Annotated in this window: 18 protein-coding genes; 8 read left to right on the forward strand and 10 right to left on the reverse strand. The window is 55.8% G+C overall.

The genetic code is table 11. The annotated features are described in order from the left end of the window. Window positions 1-24 precede the first annotated feature (24 nt). From fghA to BEI65_RS15560, 3 genes are read right to left on the reverse strand one after another with little or no spacing between them, the layout of a single operon-like run. Window positions 25-867: an S-formylglutathione hydrolase gene (fghA, locus tag BEI65_RS15550; protein ID WP_099064107.1), complete on the reverse strand. Its 843-nt coding sequence runs from the start codon at window positions 865-867 to the stop codon at window positions 25-27. A gap of 14 nt (window positions 868-881) precedes the next feature. Beyond that, window positions 882-2009, reverse strand: coding sequence for an S-(hydroxymethyl)glutathione dehydrogenase/class III alcohol dehydrogenase (locus BEI65_RS15555; RefSeq protein WP_198404463.1), 1128 nt, complete (start codon window positions 2007-2009; stop codon window positions 882-884). A 27-nt stretch (window positions 2010-2036) separates the two neighbouring features. Beyond that, window positions 2037-2954 carry a LysR family transcriptional regulator gene (locus BEI65_RS15560; protein WP_099064108.1) on the reverse strand — a complete coding sequence of 306 codons (918 nt, stop codon included), beginning with the start codon at window positions 2952-2954 and terminating at the stop codon, window positions 2037-2039. Between the two features lie 106 nt (window positions 2955-3060). On the opposite strand from BEI65_RS15560, the gene BEI65_RS15565 reads away from it, so the two are divergent. From BEI65_RS15565 to mglC, 7 genes are all read left to right on the forward strand, one after another. Further along, complete coding sequence (locus BEI65_RS15565; protein WP_099064109.1) at window positions 3061-4218, forward strand: YbfB/YjiJ family MFS transporter; 1158 nt, start codon at window positions 3061-3063, stop codon at window positions 4216-4218. A gap of 247 nt (window positions 4219-4465) precedes the next feature. Next, window positions 4466-5131 (forward strand): GTP cyclohydrolase I FolE, encoded by a 666-nt coding sequence (gene folE, locus BEI65_RS15570; RefSeq protein WP_012005993.1) that lies wholly within the window; start codon window positions 4466-4468, stop codon window positions 5129-5131. 68 nt (window positions 5132-5199) lie between these two features. Continuing rightward, entirely contained in the window at window positions 5200-6381 is a 1182-nt protein-coding gene (gene yeiB, locus BEI65_RS15575; RefSeq protein ID WP_099064110.1) for a DUF418 domain-containing protein YeiB, read from the forward strand. 129 nt (window positions 6382-6510) lie between these two features. Then, window positions 6511-7551: an HTH-type transcriptional regulator GalS gene (gene galS / locus BEI65_RS15580; RefSeq protein WP_099064111.1), complete on the forward strand. Its 1041-nt coding sequence runs from the start codon at window positions 6511-6513 to the stop codon at window positions 7549-7551. A gap of 256 nt (window positions 7552-7807) precedes the next feature. Further along, window positions 7808-8800: a galactose/glucose ABC transporter substrate-binding protein MglB gene (mglB, locus tag BEI65_RS15585; RefSeq protein ID WP_099064112.1), complete on the forward strand. Its 993-nt coding sequence runs from the start codon at window positions 7808-7810 to the stop codon at window positions 8798-8800. 105 nt (window positions 8801-8905) lie between these two features. Further along, on the forward strand, window positions 8906-10414 hold the full coding sequence (gene mglA / locus BEI65_RS15590; protein ID WP_085115932.1) for a galactose/methyl galactoside ABC transporter ATP-binding protein MglA: 1509 nt from the start codon (window positions 8906-8908) through the stop codon (window positions 10412-10414). An 11-nt stretch (window positions 10415-10425) separates the two neighbouring features. Next, window positions 10426-11436 carry a galactose/methyl galactoside ABC transporter permease MglC gene (gene mglC / locus BEI65_RS15595; protein WP_012005998.1) on the forward strand — a complete coding sequence of 337 codons (1011 nt, stop codon included), beginning with the start codon at window positions 10426-10428 and terminating at the stop codon, window positions 11434-11436. Between the two features lie 63 nt (window positions 11437-11499). Here mglC and sanA read toward each other — a convergent pair whose 3' ends face one another. The 7 genes from sanA to metG all read right to left on the reverse strand — a co-directional run bounded on the left by sanA (window position 11500) and on the right by metG (window position 20104). Next, a complete protein-coding gene (gene sanA, locus BEI65_RS15600; protein WP_085115933.1) occupies window positions 11500-12243 on the reverse strand; it encodes an outer membrane permeability protein SanA in 744 nt (247 codons plus the stop codon). 291 nt (window positions 12244-12534) lie between these two features. Then, window positions 12535-14232 carry an NAD-dependent malic enzyme gene (locus tag BEI65_RS15605; protein ID WP_099064113.1) on the reverse strand — a complete coding sequence of 566 codons (1698 nt, stop codon included), beginning with the start codon at window positions 14230-14232 and terminating at the stop codon, window positions 12535-12537. 221 nt (window positions 14233-14453) lie between these two features. Further along, the gene (gene cdd, locus BEI65_RS15610; RefSeq protein ID WP_099064114.1) at window positions 14454-15338 is read right to left on the reverse strand and encodes a cytidine deaminase; all 885 of its coding nucleotides are present in this window, start codon (window positions 15336-15338) and stop codon (window positions 14454-14456) included. Window positions 15339-15475: 137 nt separating this feature from the next. Beyond that, the gene (locus tag BEI65_RS15615; RefSeq protein WP_099064115.1) at window positions 15476-16171 is read right to left on the reverse strand and encodes a CidB/LrgB family autolysis modulator; all 696 of its coding nucleotides are present in this window, start codon (window positions 16169-16171) and stop codon (window positions 15476-15478) included. Further along, window positions 16168-16575: a CidA/LrgA family protein gene (locus tag BEI65_RS15620; RefSeq protein ID WP_099064116.1), complete on the reverse strand. Its 408-nt coding sequence runs from the start codon at window positions 16573-16575 to the stop codon at window positions 16168-16170. Before BEI65_RS15620 ends, BEI65_RS15615 begins: the two co-directional genes overlap by 4 nt. Window positions 16576-16711: 136 nt before the next feature. After that, a complete protein-coding gene (locus tag BEI65_RS15625; protein WP_099064117.1) occupies window positions 16712-17935 on the reverse strand; it encodes an MFS transporter in 1224 nt (407 codons plus the stop codon). A 141-nt stretch (window positions 17936-18076) separates the two neighbouring features. Beyond that, window positions 18077-20104 carry a methionine--tRNA ligase gene (metG, locus tag BEI65_RS15630; RefSeq protein WP_099064118.1) on the reverse strand — a complete coding sequence of 676 codons (2028 nt, stop codon included), beginning with the start codon at window positions 20102-20104 and terminating at the stop codon, window positions 18077-18079. A 159-nt stretch (window positions 20105-20263) separates the two neighbouring features. Between metG and apbC the strand changes: the two genes are divergently transcribed. After that, entirely contained in the window at window positions 20264-21376 is a 1113-nt protein-coding gene (gene apbC / locus BEI65_RS15635; RefSeq protein ID WP_099064119.1) for an iron-sulfur cluster carrier protein ApbC, read from the forward strand. The last annotated feature ends 32 nt before the right edge of the window (window positions 21377-21408 follow it).

A 21408-nucleotide genomic window follows, 5' to 3' on the forward strand; every position in this document is an offset into this window, starting at 1 on the left:
GGGGTAACCGCCCAGATTTTTCGATCAGCGGAACAGATGTTCGGCGTGGAAGCGCAGGTGGTCTTCGATAAAGCTGGCGATGGTGAAGTAGCTGTGGTCATAACCCGGCTGAATGCGCAGGGTCAGCGGCCAGTCGCGCTGGCGGGCCAGCTCGGCCAGCTTCGCCGGTTGCAGTTGATCCGCCAGGAACTGATCGTCATCACCCTGATCCACCAGCACCGGCATTTTTTCCGCGCCGTTGGCCAGCAGGTGGCAACTGTCATATTGCAGCCATTGGCTTTCGTCGTTACCCAAATAGGCGGCGAAGGCTTTACGCCCCCATGGCACCTGGCAGGGGTTAACGATGGGCGCGAACGCCGACACCGAACGGAAACGCTGCGGATTGCGGAATGCCATCACCAGTGCGCCGTGGCCACCCATTGAGTGACCGAAGATCGACTGACGATCGCTGACACTGAAATGCTGATGGATCAACGCCGGCAACTCATCGCTGATGTAGTCGTACATGCGAAAGTGCTTGTCCCAGGGGGCCTGGGTGGCATTCAAGTAGAAGCCGGCCCCCTGACCCAGGTCGTAACCTTCATCATTGGGCACATCGTCGCCACGCGGGCTGGTGTCAGCCATCACCAGCACCAGCCCCAGCTCGGCGGCGATACGCTGCGCACCGGCCTTCAGCGTGAAGTTTTCATCATTGCAGGTCAGCCCCGACAGCCAGTACAGCACCGGCGGCGGGTTATCATCGCGCGGTGGCGGCAGATAGATGCTGAAAGTCATGTTGCAATTCAGGCTCTGCGCCGCGTGGCGATAACGCTGTTGCCAGCCGCCGAACATACGGTGCTCTTCGAGAAGTTCTAATGACAAGGTCATCTCTGCCTCCTGGCTTATTTTTTGTCGAAGTGAATAACGGAACGGATGGATTTGCCTTCGTGCATCAAATCGAACGCTTCGTTAATCTGCTCCAGCCCCATGGTGTGGGTAATAAAGTCATTCAGCGCAAACTCGCCGTCCATATAACGCTGGACGATGCCTGGCAGTTGCGAACGGCCCTTCACGCCGCCGAAAGCGGAACCACGCCACACACGGCCGGTCACCAGTTGGAACGGACGGGTAGAAATCTCCTGACCGGCACCGGCTACGCCGATAATCACCGATTCGCCCCAGCCTTTGTGACAGCACTCTAGCGCCGAACGCATCACGTTGACGTTGCCGATACATTCGAAGGAGAAATCAACGCCGCCGTCGGTCAGTTCAACGATCACGTCCTGAATCGGCTTATCGTAGTCTTTCGGGTTGATCAGGTCGGTTGCGCCCAGTTTGCGTGCCAGGTCGAACTTGCTGGTGTTGATATCGATGCCGATGATGCGGCCTGCGCCTGCCATCTGTGCGCCGATGATCGCCGACAGGCCGATGCCGCCGAGGCCGAAGATGGCCACGGTATCGCCTTTCTGCACTTTGGCGGTGTTGATTACCGCACCCATGCCGGTGGTAACGCCACAACCCAGCAGGCAGACTTCTTCCAGCGGCGCTTCTTTACTGATTTTCGCCAGTGAGATTTCCGGTACCACGGTGTATTCGGAGAAGGTGGAAGTGCCCATGTAGTGGAAAATAGGCTGGCCATCTTTGTAGAAGCGGGTGGTGCCGTCCGGCATCAGTCCCTTGCCCTGGGTCGCGCGGATTGCCTGACACAGGTTGGTTTTGCCGGATTTACAGAATTTGCATTCGCCACATTCCGGGGTGTACAGCGGGATCACGTGATCGCCGACTTCCACGCTGGTCACGCCTTCACCAATGGCCTCCACCACGCCACCGCCTTCATGGCCGAGGATCGCCGGGAACACGCCTTCCGGATCGGCACCGGACAGGGTGTAGGCATCGGTGTGGCAGACGCCGGTGGCGACGATCCGCACCAGCACTTCACCTTTTTGCGGTGGCATTAAATCGACTTCTTCAATTTTCAGCGGCTGGTTCGGGCCCCAGGCAACGGCGGCGCGGGTTTTGATCATTTCCATCATAGTCTCCAGTGGTCTATTTTTTAATCAGGCTATGTCGATAGCATCTGGTAAATCACAGGCAGTGTTTTCAACCGCGAGGGTTTCCGCCTGTTCAATAATTAATTCTTTCAGGGCACGCACGTTCGGGCCAAAGGCATCCCGCCGCCACAATAGCCAGGTGGCGGTTTGGGCGATGTCATCCGGCAGGGTATGCACTTTCACGCGCTCATGGCCTGGCAGCAGGCTAAGCACCGAATGCGGGATCATCGCCAGCCCGGCACCGCTGGCGACACAGGCCAGCATGGCGTGGTAGGACTGAATTTCCATCACCTGACCCGGCAGCACGCCTTCGCGCTTGAACCAGGATTCCAGCCGCAGGCGATAAGAACAACTGGCGCGGAAGGCAAACAGCGTTTCGCCCTTGGCGTCTTTGGCGCTATGGATCGGCAGGTGATCGAGGCAGGAGATCACTACCATATGCTCGGGGAAGGCGATGCAGCCGTTGAGTTCGTCATATTGCACCGGCCCGTCGACCAGCGCCGCTGCCAACGTACCGGCGCGCACCCGTTCGGTGATCTCGCCGGAGGTACCGGTGGTCAGCGACAGCGACACCTGTGAGAAGCGTTGGTGATAGGCCGCCAGCAAAGTGGGCAAACGGGTGGCGGCGGTGCTTTCCATCGAACCGATAGCGAAGTTGCCTGCCGGCTCACCGGCATGGGTGATACTCATGGCTTCTTCGCTCAGCGCCAGAATACGGTTGGCATAGCAGAGAAAGTTATGGCCCATCGGCGAAAGGCGCAGGCGCTGTTTTTCGCGAATGAACAGATCGGTGCCCAGTTCCTGTTCAAGCTGACGCAGGCGGGTGGTCAGATTAGAGGGTACGCGGTGCAGTTGCTCGGCAGCACGGGCAACGGAGCCGGTTTCGGCGACGCTACAGAACATGCGGAGCTGGGTCAGATCCATTATCTTCTCTTTTCGTGATGAACTTGGTGAGTATTATTCAGTTTTTGTGAGTGTAATACTGCGGCATGATACTGGCAACTTTCTTTTAACAGTCTGGAAACTCTACATGGCCTTAAGAATTGCCCTGAGCGGCTTTATTGCGTTGATCGTAGCCATGGGGATTGGCCGCTTCGCCTTTACCCCGCAGGTGCCGCTGATGATTGCCGAGCACCAGTTTACCCTGACCGGTGCCGGGCTGGTGGCGGCCATCAACTACCTGGGCTACCTGTGCGGTGCTTATGACGCGATGCGGGCCAGTCGGCATGTCGAGCGTCGGCTGTGGCTGGGCGTGTGGGGCGCGGTCATCTTGACGTTGCTTTCTGCCTGGGTGCAGGGCGAATGGTGGCACGGTGCCGTGCGTTTCCTGATTGGCTGGGCCAGCGGCTGGGCGATGGTGCTGGTGGCGGCCTGGACCAATGAGCGGCTGGCACATTATGGCCGTCCGGCTCTCAGTGCGGCGGTCTTCGCGGGGCCGGGGGCCGGGATTTTTATCAGCGGTATGCTGGCGGTTGGCATTCACAGCCTGGCACTGACGGCGTCTCAGGCCTGGCTGGTGTACGGCGTGCTGGCGCTGGTATTGATTGGTGCAATCAGCATTAACCTGCCGAAGGCCGGTGAATTACATCGTCCGGATGTGGCTCCGGAGCCGCTGCTGCTGACCCCGGCGCTGAAGCGGCTGGTGTGGAGCTACAGCCTGGCGGGCTTTGGCTATATTCTGCCGGCCACCTTTCTGTCGCAAATGGCCGCCGCACGTTTTCCCGGCAGCGTGTTCGCGCAATTTGTCTGGCCGATCTTCGGTGGGGCGGCGGTACTGGGGATTGTTATCGGTATCCTGACCCGCCACAAGCTGACCACCCAAACCCGTCTGGCCATTACCCTGTGGGTACAGGCGTTAGGAGTCTTGAGCGCGGAAATCGTGCCGGGGGTGGCCGGGCTGGCGCTGGGGGCATTGTTGACCGGTGGTGGTTTCCTCAGCGTGGTGCAGTTGTCGATCCAGCACGGCAGGGAGCTGGCACCCAAGCATGCGCGCTATATGGCGGGATTGTTGACTACGGGTTATGCCGTGGGTCAGTTGGTTGGTCCTACGCTGTCGGCGCTGTCAACGGCCCTGACCCATAGGTTGGAACCGGCGTTATATGTTGCTGTGGCCGGCCTGATTGTCGCCGGACTGCTGGTGGTGAATACGCCGGCGCGTGAGCTGGCACGAAAACCGACGCCGTTGTGATTAAATTCCGTACAAAAAACGTGGAATAGCCGCAGCGGGCCTGATTGTGCTAAATGCGAATATTTCACCTGTTGATGAAGCACAATCACTGGATAATCCCCTCACTCTCATCTAGAGTGGGGTCAAAATCTTGACCGGGTTCACGTTATTAATGACGGAAACTTCTGTCGTCAGGAGAGTATGCAATTCGCCCGTCTGCTCGGTAAAGCAGCCGGAGGGGTGAGTTCCAGTCCGTTGGAGAGATGAAATGACATCATTAAGTAAAGAAGCTGTACTGGTTCACGCGGCGCTCGAAGAGCGTGGCCTGGAAACCCCGTTGCGTGGTGAAGTGCTGGATCGCGAGACGCGCAAGCGCCGTATTAAAGAGCACATGACGGAAATCATGCAACTGCTTAATCTCGATCTGTCCGACGATAGCCTGGCGGAAACCCCACACCGCATCGCCAAAATGTATGTTGATGAGATTTTCTCTGGTCTGGACTACGCCAACTTCCCAAAAATCACCGTCATCGAAAACAAGATGAAGGTGGATGAAATGGTGACGGTGCGCGACATTACCCTGACCAGTACCTGTGAGCACCACTTCGTCACCATCGATGGCAAGGCGACCGTGGCCTATATCCCGAAAGATGCGGTGATCGGCCTGTCGAAGATCAACCGTATCGTGCAGTTCTTCTCCCAGCGCCCACAGGTGCAGGAGCGTTTGACTCAGCAGATCCTGGTGGCATTACAAACTCTGCTGGGCACCAATAACGTGGCGGTATCTATCGATGCGGTCCATTATTGTGTTAAGGCGCGCGGTATCCGCGACGCGACCAGCGCGACCACCACCACCTCGCTGGGTGGGCTGTTCAAGTCCAGCCAGAACACTCGCCAGGAATTTCTGCGTGCGGTGCGACATCACCAGGGGTGATGTGTGAGTGATAAAAAAACAGGCGCCTGCGGGCGCCTTTTTAATGACCGGAATACAGCGGTAAAATAATGAACAACACTTCGACCACACCGCTGCCGCGCATCGCCACTCTGGACTGTGTGCGCGGTATCGCCATCCTTGGCATTCTGCTGCTGAATATCAGCGCCTTTGGCCTGCCGAAGGCGGCCTACCTGAATCCTGCCTATCTGGGGCTGCCGTCATCGCGTGACGCCTGGACCTGGGCGCTGCTGGATATTTTCGCACAGGCCAAGTTCCTGGCGATGTTCGCCTTGTTGTTTGGTGCCGGCCTGCAGATGCTGCTGCGGCGCGGCAAGGGATGGATACGTGCTCGGCTGTCGTGGCTGGTGCTGTTTGGCTTGGCGCATGCCATTTTTCTTTGGGACGGTGACATCCTGCTGGCTTACGGTCTGATCGGGCTGGTGTGCTGGCGGATGATCCGCGAAGCCAAAGAAACCTATCAACTGTTGAAAACCGGCGTGGTGCTATACCTGATCGGTGTCGGGGTCCTGCTGTTACTGGGCTTTATGTCGCACGGTGAACCGGGTGGTTTCTGGCAGCCTGGGGTGGCGGAACTGCAGTATGAAAAATTCTGGAAGCTGCAGGGCGGTATGGAGGCCTGGCGGAGCCGTACCGATCTGCTCTCTTCCAGCCTGTTGGCGATTGGCGCGCAATACGGTTGGGAGTTGGCGGGGCTGATGCTGTTTGGTGCCGGACTGATGCGCAGCGGTTGGCTGCGTGGCACCTATTCGCCGGGTTATTACCGCCGTCAGGCCGCCTGGCTGATACCGCTTTCATTGCTGATCCAACTGCCGGCAGTGGCGTTGCAATGGCATCTTCACTGGGACTACCGCTGGAGCGGGTTTTTATTGCAGGTGCCGCGCGAACTGGGTGCACCGCTGCAGGCTATGGGCTATCTGGCGCTGTGCTACGGTTTCTGGCCAACGCTGTCGCGCCTGCGTATCGGGCATTGGCTGACGCAGGTCGGGCGTATGGCGCTGAGCAATTATCTGCTGCAAACGCTGATCTGCACCACGCTGTTCTACCGCTTCGGCCTGTACCAACAGTTTGACCGTCTGCAGCTGTTGGCGTTTGTTCCGCTGGTCTGGTTGGCTAACCTGTTGTTTTCTAACCTGTGGCTGCGTTATTTCACCCAGGGACCAGTGGAATGGCTGTGGCGCAAATTGACCCATCTGGCCGCCGGCAAGACCGAGCCAAGAGCGCTGAATTGAGATCTGGCGCAGGTAGGTTAAAAAAATGTATGTAAACGTTTTCTTTCCTGTGACGTAATTCACGCAGAGGAGGATGACAAACGGGGTAGGATAGCGCCACTGTCAACTACCCCGACCTCAGGATCTTTCATGACCTCCTCTGTTCACCCAACCACCATTCGCGACGTGGCGAAGCGTGCGGGCGTGTCCGTAGCGACCGTCTCCCGCGTGCTGAATCACAGCGCCCTGACCAGTAAAGAGACGCGTGAACAGGTGCTGAAGGCGGTGGCTGAACTGGGTTATCGGCCCAATGCCAATGCGCAGGCGCTGGCCACGCAGAGCAGCGATACCCTCGGGGTGGTGGTGATGGATGTCTCCGATCCCTTCTTTGGTGCGCTGGTGAAAGCGGTAGACACCGTGGCGCAGCAACACCACAAATATCTGCTGATCGGCAACAGTTATCACCAGGCGGATAAAGAGCGTCACGCCATCGAGGTGCTGATTCGCCAGCGCTGTAATGCCTTGATTGTTCATGCTAAAACGTTGTGTGATGCCGAGCTGATGACCTTTCTCGATCAGGTGCCGGGCATGGTGTTGATCAACCGTATTATTGCCGGCTATGAGCACCGCTGCGTCGGTCTGGACAACGTCAGCGGCGCGGAGATGGCGATGCGCTTGCTGTTGTCGCAAGGTCATCAGCGTATCGGCTATCTGGGCTCCAATCACCCGATCGAAGACGGGCCGCTGCGCCAGCAGGGTTACTCGCAGGCCATGGGCGCTGCAGGGCTGATCACGCCGGACAACTGGCGCGCCTACGGTTCGCCGGACCTGCAGGGCGGGGAAGCGGCCATGGTCGAGTTACTCGGCCGTAACCTGCATTTGAGCGCGGTGTTTGCCTACAATGACGCCATGGCCGCCGGTGCCATGGCGGTGCTGAAAGAAAACGGTATCACAGTACCGCAACATTTCTCGCTGGTGGGGTTCGATGATATCCCCATCGCACGCTATACCAGCCCCAAGCTCACCACGGTGCGCTATCCCATTGTTACCATGGCGACGCTGGCTACCGAGCTGGCCCTGCTGGGTGCGGCAGGCCGGCTGGAGCCACAGGCCCGTCATTTGTTTATGCCTACCCTGGTACGTCGCCATTCTGTGGCGCCGTGGCAAAGTGAGGCAGCGGTCACTCTCTGAACATTTAATCTTGTGTAACCGTTTTCAATCTGTGAGAAAATTCACAGATTATTAACATCGCGCCGTCTATGCTCTAGGCGTTTTCCAGCGCAAAGGCACTTGCCGCTGCTGTTTTTTACCTCGCGCTGGCACCACCTTTTTCAGGAATAACATGATTCACGGATGACAGGGAAACTGCCAGGCCCGGTTGTGCACTCACCACCGGTTACCTTTGGCCTAATACCGAGCAAGACCCTACCTAAACCGGAGACACACAATGAATAAGAAGGTTTTCACCCTGGCCGCGACGGCCGCAGCCATGATGTTTGGCGCCGCAGCGCATGCAGACACCCGTATTGGCGTCACAATTTATAAATATGACGACAACTTTATGTCGGTGGTACGCAAGGCAATAGAGAAAGACGCCAAGGCCTCTCCGGACGTTACCCTGCTGATGAATGACTCGCAGAATGACCAATCCAAACAAAACGATCAGATCGACGTGCTGATCGCCAAGGGCGTTAAAGCGCTGGCGATCAACCTGGTTGATCCGGCCGCCGCTCCGGTGATTATCGATAAGGCGCGCGGAAACGATATCCCGATCGTGTTCTACAACAAAGAACCTTCCCGCAAAGCGCTGGACAGCTATGACAAAGCTTATTACGTAGGGACCGACTCCAAAGAGTCCGGGGTGATCCAGGGCCAACTGATCGAGAAACACTGGAAGGCTAACCCGAACTGGGATCTGAACAAAGACGGCCAGATCCAGTACGTGCTGCTGAAAGGCGAGCCAGGTCACCCGGATGCCGAAGCGCGCACCACCTATGTGGTGAAAACGCTGAACGACAACGGCATCAAGACTCAGGCGCTGCAGATGGATACCGCGATGTGGGATACCGCTCAGGCCAAAGACAAGATGGATGCCTGGTTGTCTGGCCCTAACGCCAACAAAATTGAAGTGGTGATCGCCAATAACGATGCGATGGCGATGGGTGCGGTTGAAGCGCTGAAAGCGCATAACAAAACCAGCATTCCGGTATTCGGTGTCGATGCACTGCCAGAAGCTTTGGCGATGGTGAAGTCCGGCGCGATGGCGGGAACGGTGCTGAACGATGCTGACAATCAGGCTAAGGCCACCTTCGAACTGGCGAAAAACCTGGCTGCGGGCAAACCGGCTGCCGACGGCACCAAATATAAGATTGAAAATAAAGTGGTCCGTATTCCTTACGTTGGCGTAGATAAAGACAACCTGTCTCAGTTTGTGAAATAAACGCTGAGATAACCCACAATGACCCCCGCCCACGGCCGCCAACACCAGGAAAGCCGTGGGTGGGGGAATTTACGATATTAAAAGACCGATAAGCCAGGTGTATTTATGGCCGACAGCCCACGCGAATTTCTGCTGGAAATGACTGATATCAGTAAGTCGTTTCCCGGCGTCAAGGCATTGGATAATGTGAATCTGCGCGTTCGTCCGCACTCCATTCATGCATTAATGGGGGAGAACGGCGCGGGCAAATCGACATTATTAAAATGCCTGTTTGGCATTTATAAAAAAGATGCCGGCAGTATTATTTTTCAGGGCCAGGAAATTGATTTCAAAAGCTCTAAAGAGGCGCTGGAACACGGCGTTTCAATGGTGCATCAGGAATTGAATCTGGTGTTGCAGCGCACCGTGATGGACAACATGTGGTTGGGACGTTATCCGACCAAGGGCATGTTTGTCGATCAGGACAAGATGTTGAAGGACACCCAGGCGATATTCGACGAGCTGGATATTGATATCAACCCACGGGATAAAGTGGGCACGTTATCGGTATCGCAAATGCAGATGATCGAAATTGCCAAGGCATTCTCCTACGACGCCAAGATTGTGATCATGGATGAGCCGACCTCTTCGCTGACGGAAAAAGAGGTGAATCATCTGTTCACCATTATCCGTAAGCTGAAAGAGCGCGGTTGCGGCATCGTCTATATCTCGCACAAGATGGAAGAGATCTTCCAACTGTGCGACGAGATCACCATCCTGCGTGATGGTCAGTGGATCGCCACCCAGCCGCTGGAAGGGCTGGATATGGACAAGATCATTTCGATGATGGTGGGGCGTTCGCTCAGCCAGCGTTTCCCCGATCGGCAGAATACGCCGGGCGAGGTGATCCTGGAGGTGAAGGGCCTGACCTCATTACGCCAGCCTTCGATTCGCGATATTTCCTTCGATCTGCATCAGGGGGAGATCCTCGGTATTGCCGGGCTGGTGGGCGCCAAGCGCACCGACATCCTGGAGACGCTGTTCGGCATCCGCGAAAAAGTGGCGGGCACCATCAAGCTGCACGGCAAGGCGATCAATAACCACAGCGCCAATGAAGCGATTAACCACGGTTTTGCCCTGGTGACGGAGGAGCGCCGTTCCACCGGGATTTATGCTTATCTGGACGTCGGTTTTAACTCGCTGATCTCCAACATCCGTAACTATAAAAACAAAATCGGCCTGCTGGATAACGCCCGCATGAAAAGCGATACCCAATGGGTGATCGACGCCATGCGGGTCAAGACGCCGGGTCATCATACCAATATCGGTTCGCTGTCCGGCGGTAACCAGCAGAAGGTGATCATCGGCCGTTGGCTGCTGACCCAGCCGGAAATATTAATGCTGGATGAACCGACGCGTGGCATTGACGTTGGCGCCAAATTCGAAATTTATCAGTTGATGACCGAACTGGCGAAGAAGGGCAAGGGGATCATTATTGTCTCGTCTGAAATGCCGGAGCTTTTGGGAATTACCGACAGAATACTGGTGATGAGTAATGGTCAGGTTGCGGGCATCGTTAACACCAAACAGACCTCGCAAAATGAAATTTTACGTCTCGCATCCCTGCACCTTTAAGGATCAGAATTATGAACGCGCTGAATAAGAAAACTTTGTTCACCTATTTCAAGGAAGGTGGCATTTACGTAGTGTTGCTGGTGCTGCTGGCAATTATTATTATCCAGGATCCGACTTTCCTCAGCTTAATGAACCTGAGTAACATTCTGACTCAGTCTTCAGTACGCATTATTATTGCACTGGGTGTGGCGGGGCTGATTGTTACCCAGGGGACGGACCTGTCCGCCGGGCGTCAGGTGGGGTTGGCCGCGGTGATCGCCGCGACGTTGTTGCAGTCGATGGACAACGTCAACAAGGTGTTTCCGCACATGGAAACCTGGTCGATCCCGCTGGTGATCCTGCTGGTGTGTGCCGTGGGTGCAGTGATCGGTCTGGTGAACGGGTTGATCATCGCCTACCTGAACGTGACGCCGTTTATTACCACTCTGGGTACCATGATTATCGTGTACGGCATTAACTCGCTGTATTACGACTCTGTTGGCGCATCCCCAGTGGCGGGGTTTGATCCCAAGTTCTCCACCTTTGCTCAGGGGTTCCTGCGCTTTGGCGACTTTAAGCTGTCGTACATTACCTTCTACGCCATCATTGCGATTATTTTCGTCTGGATCCTGTGGAATAAAACCCGCTTCGGCAAAAATATCTTCGCCATCGGTGGTAACCCTGAGGCAGCCAAGGTTTCCGGCGTCAATGTGCCGTTGAACCTGATCATGATTTATGCGCTGTCTGGTGTGTTCTATGCCTTCGGCGGTTTGCTGGAAGCGGGGCGTATCGGCAGTGCCACCAACAACCTCGGCTTTATGTATGAGCTGGATGCTATTGCGGCCTGTGTGGTGGGCGGAGTGTCCTTTGCCGGCGGGGTAGGTACGGTGCTGGGGGTGGTGACCGGGGTGATCATCTTCACCGTCATCAACTACGGCCTGACCTACATTGGCGTTAACCCTTACTGGCAGTACATCATCAAGGGCGGCATCATTATCTTCGCGGTAGCGTTGGATTCACTGAAGTACGCCAAGAAGAAGTAAGTCTTCGCTACAATGGGAACGGTCAGCAAATGCTGGCCGTTTTTATTTTTAGTGAGGGGGGAATTAAGGCTGTTTGGCTTTCTGTTTTTCCGCCGCCAGCTTGTGCTCCAACTCGACCAATTGTTCCGGTGATACTGCCGGATAACCCTGGGCATCTTCCGGGATGGTGTGCATGGAGGAAATTGGGATCAGCGGGCCGAGAAAGCGCGGTTCACGTTTGAGAATATACAAGTCGGTCAGTGCGCCAAGGCGGGCGAAGATCTCACGCACACGCACTGTCATCATATCTTTTGGTGACGGTACCGCGTAGCACTGCGCCTGGATCCCCATATGCAACGCGATAAACAGCGCGCGCTCACAGTGGAAGCGTTGGGTGATAATAATAAAGTCATTGGTATCGAACACTTTACGGGTGCGCACGATCGAATCCAGGGTGCGGAATCCGGCGTAATCCAGCACGATATCACTGGGCGCTACACCTGCGGCGATCAAATCGCGGCGCATGGTCATAGGTTCGTTGTAGCTTTGCTGGGCATTGTCACCGCTCAGCAGCAGATATTTCACCTTGCCGCTGTTATAGGCGTTGATCGCGCCCTGAATACGGTAGCGGTAATATTGGTTGATCACGCCGGTACGGTAATATTTGGCGGTACCCAGTACCACGCCGACCTGGCGATGGGGCAGCCCTTGCAGTTCATCATAGACGAAAGGTGCCGTTTTCCAGCTGATCCAGCGATCGAGCGCGAGAGCCGAGAGCATCAGCAGTGCAATGATGACGAACAGGCTGATTATCAGGCGTTTCCACATGTTATTGCCTTACGCGCACAGGGGCCAAAAAAGATGGCTCAAGGCTACTTTACCTGACTGGTTGAAGCAAGCTTGTCCCCGCCTCTGGCACGCATTGCGCCGCATTTTTAGGCGGTTTTGCCAATAAAAAAGGCCCGGCGAGCCGGACCTTGGGTTTGTTGATCAGTTGTCTTCATGCCCGAGATACTCGGGCCTAGCGCACCGAGGGGCACTCCGGCAGCTGAAGCTGCTACGACCCCTTCGGCACGCTCTCCCTAATAACGGGCTTTGGTGGGACAATATATCTACAAATCAGAATGAGGTGCGCTTGTAGCTGCGGTATTGCGGCCGCCAGAAGTTGTGTTCGATGGCTTTTGACAGGGCTTCTTCAGAGGTGACTACCGCCATTCCCTGCAACTGAGCCGCTTTGCCGACTTCCATCGCGATGCATTTTGACACGCCTTGAATATCGTCGATATCCGGCAACAGTGCGCCATGCCCGTCGGTGGCCAGCGGGGAACATTCGGCCAACGCACGGCTGGCGGCCATCAGCATTGCGTCCGTGACACGGGTCGCGCCGGAGGCCAACACACCCAGACCAATACCCGGGAAGATATAGGAGTTGTTGCACTGGGCGATTGGGATCTGCTGATCTTTATAGTGCACTGGTGCGAACGGGCTGCCGGTAGCGACCAGCGCAGCGCCTTCAGTCCAGTTGATGATGTCTTCCGGACGGGCTTCCACGCGTGAGGTCGGGTTGGACAGCGGCATCACGATTGGGCGCGGACAATGCTTGTGCATTTCGCGGATCAGTTCTTCGGTGAACAAGCCCGGCTGGCCGGAAACGCCGATCAAAATGCTTGGCTTGGCGTTACGTACCACGTCCAGCAGCGAGATGGCATCGCTGGACGTCTGCCATGCGCTCAGGTTTTCGCTCTTCTGCACCAGCTTGCTCTGGAAATCGAGCAGGTTAGGCAGTTTGTCGGTCAGCAGACCAAAACGGTCGACCATGAACACGCGGGCGCGCGCTTCATCTTCGCTAAGACCTTCGGATTTCATCTGCGCGATAATTTGCTCGGCAATGCCGCAACCGGCGGAACCGGCTCCCAGGAAGGTGACGGTTTGATCGCGCAATTGGCTGCCGGCAGCGCGGCTGGCGGCAATCAGGCTGCCCAGCGTGACCGCGGCGGTGCCCTGAATATCGTCGTTGAAGCAGCAGATTTCATCACGGTAGCGGTTCAGCAGTGGGGTCGCGTTATTCTGAGCGAAATCTTCAAACTGCAGTAGCACGTTCGGCCAGCGGCGTTTCACCGCCTGGATAAATTCTTCAACGAAAGCGTGGTATTCATCACCTGAAATACGCGGATGACGCCAGCCCATGTACAGCGGATCGTTCAGGCGCTGTGGGTTATTGGTACCCACGTCCAGCACCACCGGTAAGGTATAGGCCGGGCTGATGCCCCCGCAGGCGGTATACAGCGACAGTTTACCGATAGGAATGCCCATGCCGCCAATGCCCTGGTCGCCCAGGCCGAGAATACGTTCACCGTCGGTGACGACAATCACCTTAACGTTTTGCTTGGTGGCGTTTTGCAGCATGTCGTCAATGCGATCGCGGTTAGGGTAAGAGATAAACAGCCCACGCGCCCGGCGATAAATATCAGAGAAGTGCTCACAAGCTTCACCCACCGTTGGCGTGTAGATGATCGGCATCATTTCGCTCAGGTGTGAGTCCAGCAGACGGTAGAACAGAGTTTCGTTGGTGTCCTGGATGTTACGCAGGTAGATGTGCTTATCGCTGTCGTTTTTAAAATCCTGATACTGGCGATAGGCGCGTTCCGCCTGCTCCTCGATGGTTTCCACCGCATCGGGCAGTAAGCCTTGCAGGTTGAAATGGCTGCGCTCATCCTCGGTGAAGGCACTGCCTTTGTTCAGCAGCGGGAATTCCAGCAGGATCGGGCCGGCATAAGGGATGTAGAGAGGGCGTTTGCTTTCGTATTCAAGTTCCATGGCTTTTGCTCTTCAACGTATCGGATAACTTTATAAGGGTGATCCTAAAAGATCGGGGAAATATGTACAGCAATTGTTATCGGATCATGAGGTAAATTGGCGTAATTATCGACGATCAAGTCCTAATTTAACTAAAGAAAGTGTTTTAAGACGTGAATGCCATTGTAATCGGCTTGCGGGGCTGTTAACAGCGGTGCCGGGCGGCACCGCCAGGGTCAGGATCAGAAAGTAATGCGGCTGACATTTTGGCAACCCAGGGCAGCCAGGGTGGCACGGGTCGCGTCCCATTGGGTAAGGATGGCGCTTTCGGGTTCGGCCAGTACCGCGCGGCTCACTTTTTGGCAGTCGCCGCCGGAGACGTTCATCAGGATCAGCGCGGCTTGCAGCGGTGGCAGACTCGGGTTGAAAGCGGCGTTTTCCGCATAGCGGCCGGTGTAAATGGTGCCGTCCTCGGCTTCCAGCGCGACGCCGCTGTGGGCATTGCTGTAGGGAGCGTGACTCTGATTGGCGGCAGCCAGTGCTGCCTGTTCCAGTTCGTCAGTCAGGGCCAGTTGGAAGCCGTGATCGACCCGATCCATCAGCAGCGTGGCGATATCCAGGTCTTTCGGGCCGAAGGCATCCGGCAGATAATCGCCAAGCGTTGCCGGCTCACGACCGGGCAGACGGATTTTCAGATCGCTACCGCTGTTCAGTTCATTCATAAACTGGCGGCAGTGGCCGCAAGGCGTGTAGTTAACGGTGATGGAAACCAGAGCGGGTTCGCCACGCAGCCAGGCATGGGTAACCGCACACTGTTCTGCATGAATGGTTTGTTGCATCGGCGCGCCGCTGAACTCCATGTTGGCGCCAAAATACAGATTACCGCTCTGCCCGCGGGCAATGGCACCGACGTAAAACTGGGAGATCGGGGCTAACGAGCAGGCTGCCGCCAGTGGCAGCAGAGCGAATGCCAGAGCATCATCATCCAGCCCGCAGCGTTGCTTAATCGCCTCCACCTGTTCTGCTTTGAGCATGGCCGGGAAATCAGGCGCATCCATATAAGACAGCAGGACGGATTGCAATGAGGCGGGCAGTTCGCCGAAAGCGGTTTGAAAACGCGGGTGCATAGAAACTCTCTCTACAGGTTAACGGGATAACATTCTAGGCAGCCCTGCGTGAATAAAGTGTGATGCAAATCTCTTTATTGATGAAATCAATGCAATGAAAGCCATAATTGCGAGATGTCTCGCAAGTTTTGGGCCGTTTAACCGAACAAATGCAGCAATACCGGAAACAAAAAGGGGGCCAGCAGTGAGGTAATGATGCCGCAGATCACCAGCGCCAACGAGCCGAATGCGCCTTCCTGATAGTCCATTTCCGCGCAGCGTGCAGTCCCCAACGCGTGAGAGGCTGTGCCCATTGCCAGTCCACGCGCCGAGCGGGTGGTGATCTTCAATATTTTAAACAGCGTATGCCCGAATACTGCGCCGAGAATACCGACGAAAATCACGCAGACGGCGCTGATCGCCGGGATACCACCGAGCGACTCCGCGACCGCCATGGCGATGGGCGTGGTGACCGACTTCGGCATGATGGACGCGGCAATTTCCGGCGTGGCACCCATCCACAAAGCAATGGCGCCGCCGCTGATCATGGCGGTCATGCTGCCGATAAAACAGACGGCGATAATGGACTTCCAGCGCGCACGGATTTGATGCAGTTGCTCATACAGCGGATAGGCCAGCGCCACCACGGCCGGTTGCAACAGGTCGTTAAGGATTTTGCTGCCCTGAAAGTAGCGCTCATAAGGGATGCCGGTCAGTAACAGCAGGGGAATGATCACCGCCATCGATACCAGCAACGGGTTCAGCAGTGGCATATTCAGCCACTGTGCCAGCTTACGCGCTGCAAAGTAGACCGCCAGCGACAGCGGCAATGACCACCAGATTTCATGGATCATTTTTCGCCCTCCGCCGCATCCGGTTTGCCAACGATGCGGCGCTCCCGGTGGAAATAATGTGAGGTATAGCCCACCACCACCAGCACCATCAGAGTGCTGACAATGCAGGAGACCACCAGTGGGCCGAGGTGATCGAGGATCTGGTCGTAGTATTTCATCACGCCAACGCCGATGGGTACGAACAACAGCACCATATAACGGATCAGCAGATGGCAGCCGGGTTTAACCCATTTGGCCGGCATAATTTGCGTGGAGAGCAGGGCGAACAGCAGCAACATGCCGATAATGCTGCCGGGAATCGCGATCGGCAGCAGTGCCGCGATAGCATTGCCGACAAACAAGCAAAAGTAGATAAGGACGATTGCCCTCAGGTATTTCCAGCACAGTGTGAGCACGTTGGCCATAACTTAATCCCGTTTAACTGACGCATTCATCATACAATTAAACTGTGACCTTCGCCACAAATCACACCATGAATTCTCTCTATGGCTTTCATGCCTGTCAGGCAGGTTGACAGCCGCAGTTAAGCCCGGTGCGCCTTTATTCTGTAGTGATAATGTCGGCACTGCGCGGCTGTTTTTGCGCCAGGCGATGGCCGAGGAAAAAGAATAACAGGCTGAACAACGCGGCGGCAATCAACATCAGGAACATCATGTGTGGGGCGGCGTAGCTAAGAATAAAACCGCAGAGTACCGGGTTGATGGCACCGCCCAGTGCGCTGAGGTTTTGTACCCCGTAGTAGCTGCCTTTTAGATGCTGTGGCGCGATAAAGTCGATAAACATGTATTCCACCGGGATCACAATAATCTCGCCCAGGGTAAATATGGCCATCGCCGCGATCCACAGCCAAAGCGATTGCCCGGCCAGACTAAACCCGATCAGCCCGAGAATGAAAAACAGCGTGCCCAACACCAGCCAGCGCAGCATGTTTTCCTGACGCATGCCGCGGCTCAGCAGGTACTGCAGGGCAATGACGATACAGGCATTGACGATCATCACCGCCCCAATGACCTGATAGGCGAACTCTGCGTTGGAAACGAGGATCAGGTATTGCGACAAATAGCCGGTGAACTGGCCGAAAACGACCGCCCCGAGCGTACTGCCGAGGGTAAAGTAAATCAGCCGGCGATCGTTACGCAGGATGGCCAGCGTCTGGCGGAAATCGGGCGCTGCGATCGGCGCGAGCTCGGTCGCTCCAGGTGATGCCGTGCCTTGCCGGCGCAGGCCAAAACTCAGCGCCGTCACGGTGAGCAAGGCCAGCCCCCCGGAGAGATAAAACGGTAATAACGGATTCAAGCCTGCCACCATCACGCCCAATGATGAGCCCACCGCCCAGCCAACGTTCACCAGCGTGTAATTAATCGAAAAGGCCTTGATGTGCTGGGCAACCGGCAGCCAGTCGGCAAAGCAGGCCTTGATGGTGATGCCCAGTACTGAATAGGCGGTATGCAGGATCGCCAATACCACGATGATACCGCCCGGTCTCGGGATCCACGGGATAGCGAAAAAACTCAGGGCGAACAGCAGAATAGAAATCAGGATCAACGTGTTTTTGTTGAACTTGTCGACTAAATAACCGCCGTACAGGCTGGCGAAAATGCCAATTGCCAGGCTAGCGCCCAGAATAATGCCGACGCTTTTCGGCAGCAGGTGGAAATGCCCGGTGAGATAGATGGTAATGAACGGCAGCGTGACGCCACGGCCAATGGTCAGTACCAGCGAACTGGCCAGCAATGCGTTAATCAGCGGTGGGAATCCCTTCATGTCAGACCTGTTTATGCATACAGTAATTAAACCCGTATGGATAAGATAGCTTATTTGGGCCGATTTTGTCGTTGTCGCAATGAATGAAAGTTAATAAAAAGGGCCGAGCAAGCTCGACCCTGATGCAGTAAAAAACAGGTGTTATTTCACCTGCATGCCTGGCTGTGCACCGCTGTCCGGGCTGAGCAGGAAGATCTCTTTTCCGCCTGGGCCGGCAGCCATCACCATGCCTTCAGAGATACCGAAGCGCATTTTGCGTGGTGCAAGGTTGGCGACCATGATGGTCAGGCGACCTTCAAGCGCTTTCGGGTCCGGATAAGCGGAACGAATACCGGAGAAGATCTGACGTGTTTCACCGCCAAGATCCAACTGCAGCTTCAGCAGCTTGTCCGAGCCTTCAACAAAGTCGGCGCTGGTGATCAACGCAATACGCATATCAACCTTGGCGAAATCATCAAAGGTGATGGTGTCCTGAATCGGATCGTCCGCCAGTGGGCCAGTGACTACTTTCGCCGCCGCCATGTCTTCTTTCGAGGCGCTGACCATTTCATTCACCTTGTCCAGATCGATACGGTTGAACAGGGCTTTGAACGGGTTGACCTGATGGCCCAGTAACGGTTGCTGGATGCTGTCCCAGCTCAGCTCACAGTTAAGGAAAGCCTCGGTGCGTTCAGTCAGTGATGGCATTACCGGTTTCAGGTAGGTCATCAGTACACGGAACAGATTGATGCCCATTGAACAGATGGCTTGCAAATCAGCATCACGGCCTTCTTGCTTGGCCACTACCCACGGTGCCTGCTCATCCACATAGCGGTTTGCCAGATCGGCCAGCGCCATGATTTCGCGGATTGCCCGACCGGACTCACGGCTGGCATAGGCATCGGCGATGCTTTGTGCTGCGTCAACGAAGGTTTGGTACAGCGCAGGATCGGCCAGTTTGTCGGCCAGTTGCCCTCCAAAACGCTTGCTGATAAAGCCGGCATTGCGCGAAGCCAGGTTAACCACCTTGTTCACGATGTCGGCGTTCACCCGCTGTACGAAATCTTCCAAATTCAGGTCGATATCGTCAATGCGTGAAGACAGTTTGGCGGCGTAGTAGTAACGCAGGCAGTCGGCATCCAGGTGTTGCAGATAGGTGCCCGCCTTGATAAAGGTGCCACGAGATTTGGACATCTTGGCGCCGTTCACCGTCACGTAGCCGTGTACGAACAGGTTTGTCGGCTTGCGGAAGTTACTGCCTTCCAGCATTGCCGGCCAGAACAGGCTGTGGAAATAAACGATGTCCTTGCCGATAAAGTGATACAGCTCGGTGGTGGAGTCTTTGCGCCAGAACTCGTCAAAGTCCAGATCGCCGCGTTTGTCGCACAGGTTTTTAAATGACCCCATGTAGCCAATTGGCGCATCGAGCCAGACGTAGAAGTATTTGCCTGGGGCATCCGGGATTTCAAAGCCGAAGTACGGCGCATCGCGGGAAATATCCCACTGTTGCAGACCGGACTCAAACCACTCCTGCATTTTGTTCGCCACTTGCTCTTGCAGCGCACCGGAGCGGGTCCAGGCCTGCAGCATTGCGCTGAACGACGGCAGATCAAAGAAGAAGTGCTCGGAGTCACGCAGCACCGGCGTCGCACCGGAAACCACAGATTTGGGATCGATCAGCTCGGTCGGGCTGTAGGTCGCACCACAGACTTCGCAGTTGTCGCCGTATTGATCCGGCGATTTGCATTTCGGGCAGGTGCCTTTGACGAAGCGGTCAGGCAGGAACATGCCTTTCTCCGGATCGTACAGCTGAGAAATTGTCCGGTTCTTGATAAAGCCGTTTTCTTTCAGGCGGCCGTAAATCAGGTTCGACAGTTCACGGTTCTCATCGCTATGGGTTGAATGATAGTTATCATAGCTGATGCCAAAACCGGCGAAATCCTGTTGGTGCTCCTGGCTCATTTCCGCAATCATTTCTTCCGGCTTGATGCCCAACTGCTGAGCTTTCAGCATGATCGGCGTGCCGTGCGCGTCGTCCGCACAGATGAAATGAACCTCGTGGCCGCGCATTCGTTGGTAACGAACCCAGATGTCTGCCTGGATGTGCTCGAGCATGTGGCCGAGATGGATGGAACCATTTGCGTACGGCAGCGCGCACGTCACCAATAATTTTTTCGCGACTTGAGGCATAGTGAGAACTTGGTTTCTGTAATGAATAAAAGGGTCTTCGATGTTACCCGATCGCGCTCGCCACGGCTAGGGCGGTTTCTTTATACAGACATGCGCCGAGCGGCCCGCAGTTCTGATATGCTTAGCGGGAAGCTATCCATTCAAAATCAAGGAGCCGGGATGAGCACAAAATCCCCCGAGCAGACCAACCCCGAAGTTCTGCGTGCCCTGGTGACCGGTGTACTGGCCGCCTTTGAACACCCGACGTTAAAAAATAATCTGACCGCGCTGAAAGCGATCCACCATTGCGCGCTGTTGGACCATGTGTTGCACATTGAATTGACCATGCCATTCGCCTGGCAGAGTGGTTTTGAAGAACTGAAAGATACCGTCAGCGCAGAACTGTTGCGCGTGACCGGTGCTGAGGCGATCGACTGGAAATTGAAGCATGACATTACCACTCTGAAACGGGCCAACGATCAGGCCGGCATCAAGGGTGTGCGTAATATTATTGCTATCAGTTCCGGTAAGGGTGGGGTGGGCAAATCCACTACGGCCGTTAACCTGGCGCTGGCGCTGGTCGCTGAAGGTGCCAAGGTCGGTATTTTGGATGCTGACATCTACGGCCCGTCGATCCCGAATATGCTGGGTACCGAGAATGAACGCCCAACTTCGCCGGACGGCCAGCACATGGCGCCAATCGTGGCGCACGGTCTGGCGACCAATTCTATTGGTTATCTGGTGACCGACGACAACGCCATGGTGTGGCGCGGCCCAATGGCCAGCAAGGCGTTAATGCAACTGTTGCAGGATACGCTGTGGCCGGATCTGGACTACCTGGTACTGGATATGCCGCCGGGCACCGGTGATATTCAGTTGACGCTGTCGCAGAACATTCCGGTTACCGGGGCGTTGGTGGTTACTACGCCGCAGGATATCGCGTTACTCGATGCCGCCAAGGGCATCGTGATGTTCGAAAAGGTTCACGTGCCGGTATTGGGCATCGTGGAAAACATGAGTGTGCACATTTGCAGTAACTGCGGTCACCATGAGCCTATTTTCGGCACCGGCGGGGCTGAGAAGCTGGTGAAGAAATATCACAGTCGCCTGCTGGGGCAACTGCCGCTGCACATTTCGCTGCGCGAGGATTTGGATCGTGGCGAGCCGACGGTGATTAGTCGCCCGGACAGCGAATTTGCTGAGTTGTATCGTCAGCTTGCCGGTCGCGTTGCCGCGCAGATGTATTGGCAGGGTGAAGCTATTCCGACGGAAATTTCTTTCCGCGCGCTGTAATCGCCCTCGGCTAAAAAACAAAACCCCGGACA

Source organism: Serratia sp. BW106 (assembly GCF_002607755.1).
GTDB classification, from domain to species: domain Bacteria; phylum Pseudomonadota; class Gammaproteobacteria; order Enterobacterales; family Enterobacteriaceae; genus Serratia; species Serratia proteamaculans.

What these genes read in the sequence shown, in the direction of transcription:
- BEI65_RS15560 (WP_099064108.1), bottom strand. Translation starts at nt 2,954, where the DNA reads ATGGATCTGACCCAGCTCCGCATGTTCTGTAGCGTCGCCGAAACCGGC.
- galS (WP_099064111.1), top strand. Translation starts at nt 6,511, where the DNA reads ATGACCTCCTCTGTTCACCCAACCACCATTCGCGACGTGGCGAAGCGT.
- cdd (WP_099064114.1), bottom strand. Translation starts at nt 15,338, where the DNA reads ATGCACCCGCGTTTTCAAACCGCTTTCGGCGAACTGCCCGCCTCATTG.
- BEI65_RS15620 (WP_099064116.1), bottom strand. Translation starts at nt 16,575, where the DNA reads ATGGCCAACGTGCTCACACTGTGCTGGAAATACCTGAGGGCAATCGTC.
- BEI65_RS15615 (WP_099064115.1), bottom strand. Translation starts at nt 16,171, where the DNA reads ATGATCCATGAAATCTGGTGGTCATTGCCGCTGTCGCTGGCGGTCTAC.
- mglC (WP_012005998.1), top strand. Translation starts at nt 10,426, where the DNA reads ATGAACGCGCTGAATAAGAAAACTTTGTTCACCTATTTCAAGGAAGGT.
- mglA (WP_085115932.1), top strand. Translation starts at nt 8,906, where the DNA reads ATGGCCGACAGCCCACGCGAATTTCTGCTGGAAATGACTGATATCAGT.
- metG (WP_099064118.1), bottom strand. Translation starts at nt 20,104, where the DNA reads ATGCCTCAAGTCGCGAAAAAATTATTGGTGACGTGCGCGCTGCCGTAC.
- fghA (WP_099064107.1), bottom strand. Translation starts at nt 867, where the DNA reads ATGACCTTGTCATTAGAACTTCTCGAAGAGCACCGTATGTTCGGCGGC.
- folE (WP_012005993.1), top strand. Translation starts at nt 4,466, where the DNA reads ATGACATCATTAAGTAAAGAAGCTGTACTGGTTCACGCGGCGCTCGAA.
- BEI65_RS15565 (WP_099064109.1), top strand. Translation starts at nt 3,061, where the DNA reads ATGGCCTTAAGAATTGCCCTGAGCGGCTTTATTGCGTTGATCGTAGCC.
- sanA (WP_085115933.1), bottom strand. Translation starts at nt 12,243, where the DNA reads ATGTGGAAACGCCTGATAATCAGCCTGTTCGTCATCATTGCACTGCTG.
- yeiB (WP_099064110.1), top strand. Translation starts at nt 5,200, where the DNA reads ATGAACAACACTTCGACCACACCGCTGCCGCGCATCGCCACTCTGGAC.
- mglB (WP_099064112.1), top strand. Translation starts at nt 7,808, where the DNA reads ATGAATAAGAAGGTTTTCACCCTGGCCGCGACGGCCGCAGCCATGATG.
- BEI65_RS15555 (WP_198404463.1), bottom strand. Translation starts at nt 2,009, where the DNA reads ATGGAAATGATCAAAACCCGCGCCGCCGTTGCCTGGGGCCCGAACCAG.
- BEI65_RS15605 (WP_099064113.1), bottom strand. Translation starts at nt 14,232, where the DNA reads ATGGAACTTGAATACGAAAGCAAACGCCCTCTCTACATCCCTTATGCC.
- apbC (WP_099064119.1), top strand. Translation starts at nt 20,264, where the DNA reads ATGAGCACAAAATCCCCCGAGCAGACCAACCCCGAAGTTCTGCGTGCC.
- BEI65_RS15625 (WP_099064117.1), bottom strand. Translation starts at nt 17,935, where the DNA reads ATGAAGGGATTCCCACCGCTGATTAACGCATTGCTGGCCAGTTCGCTG.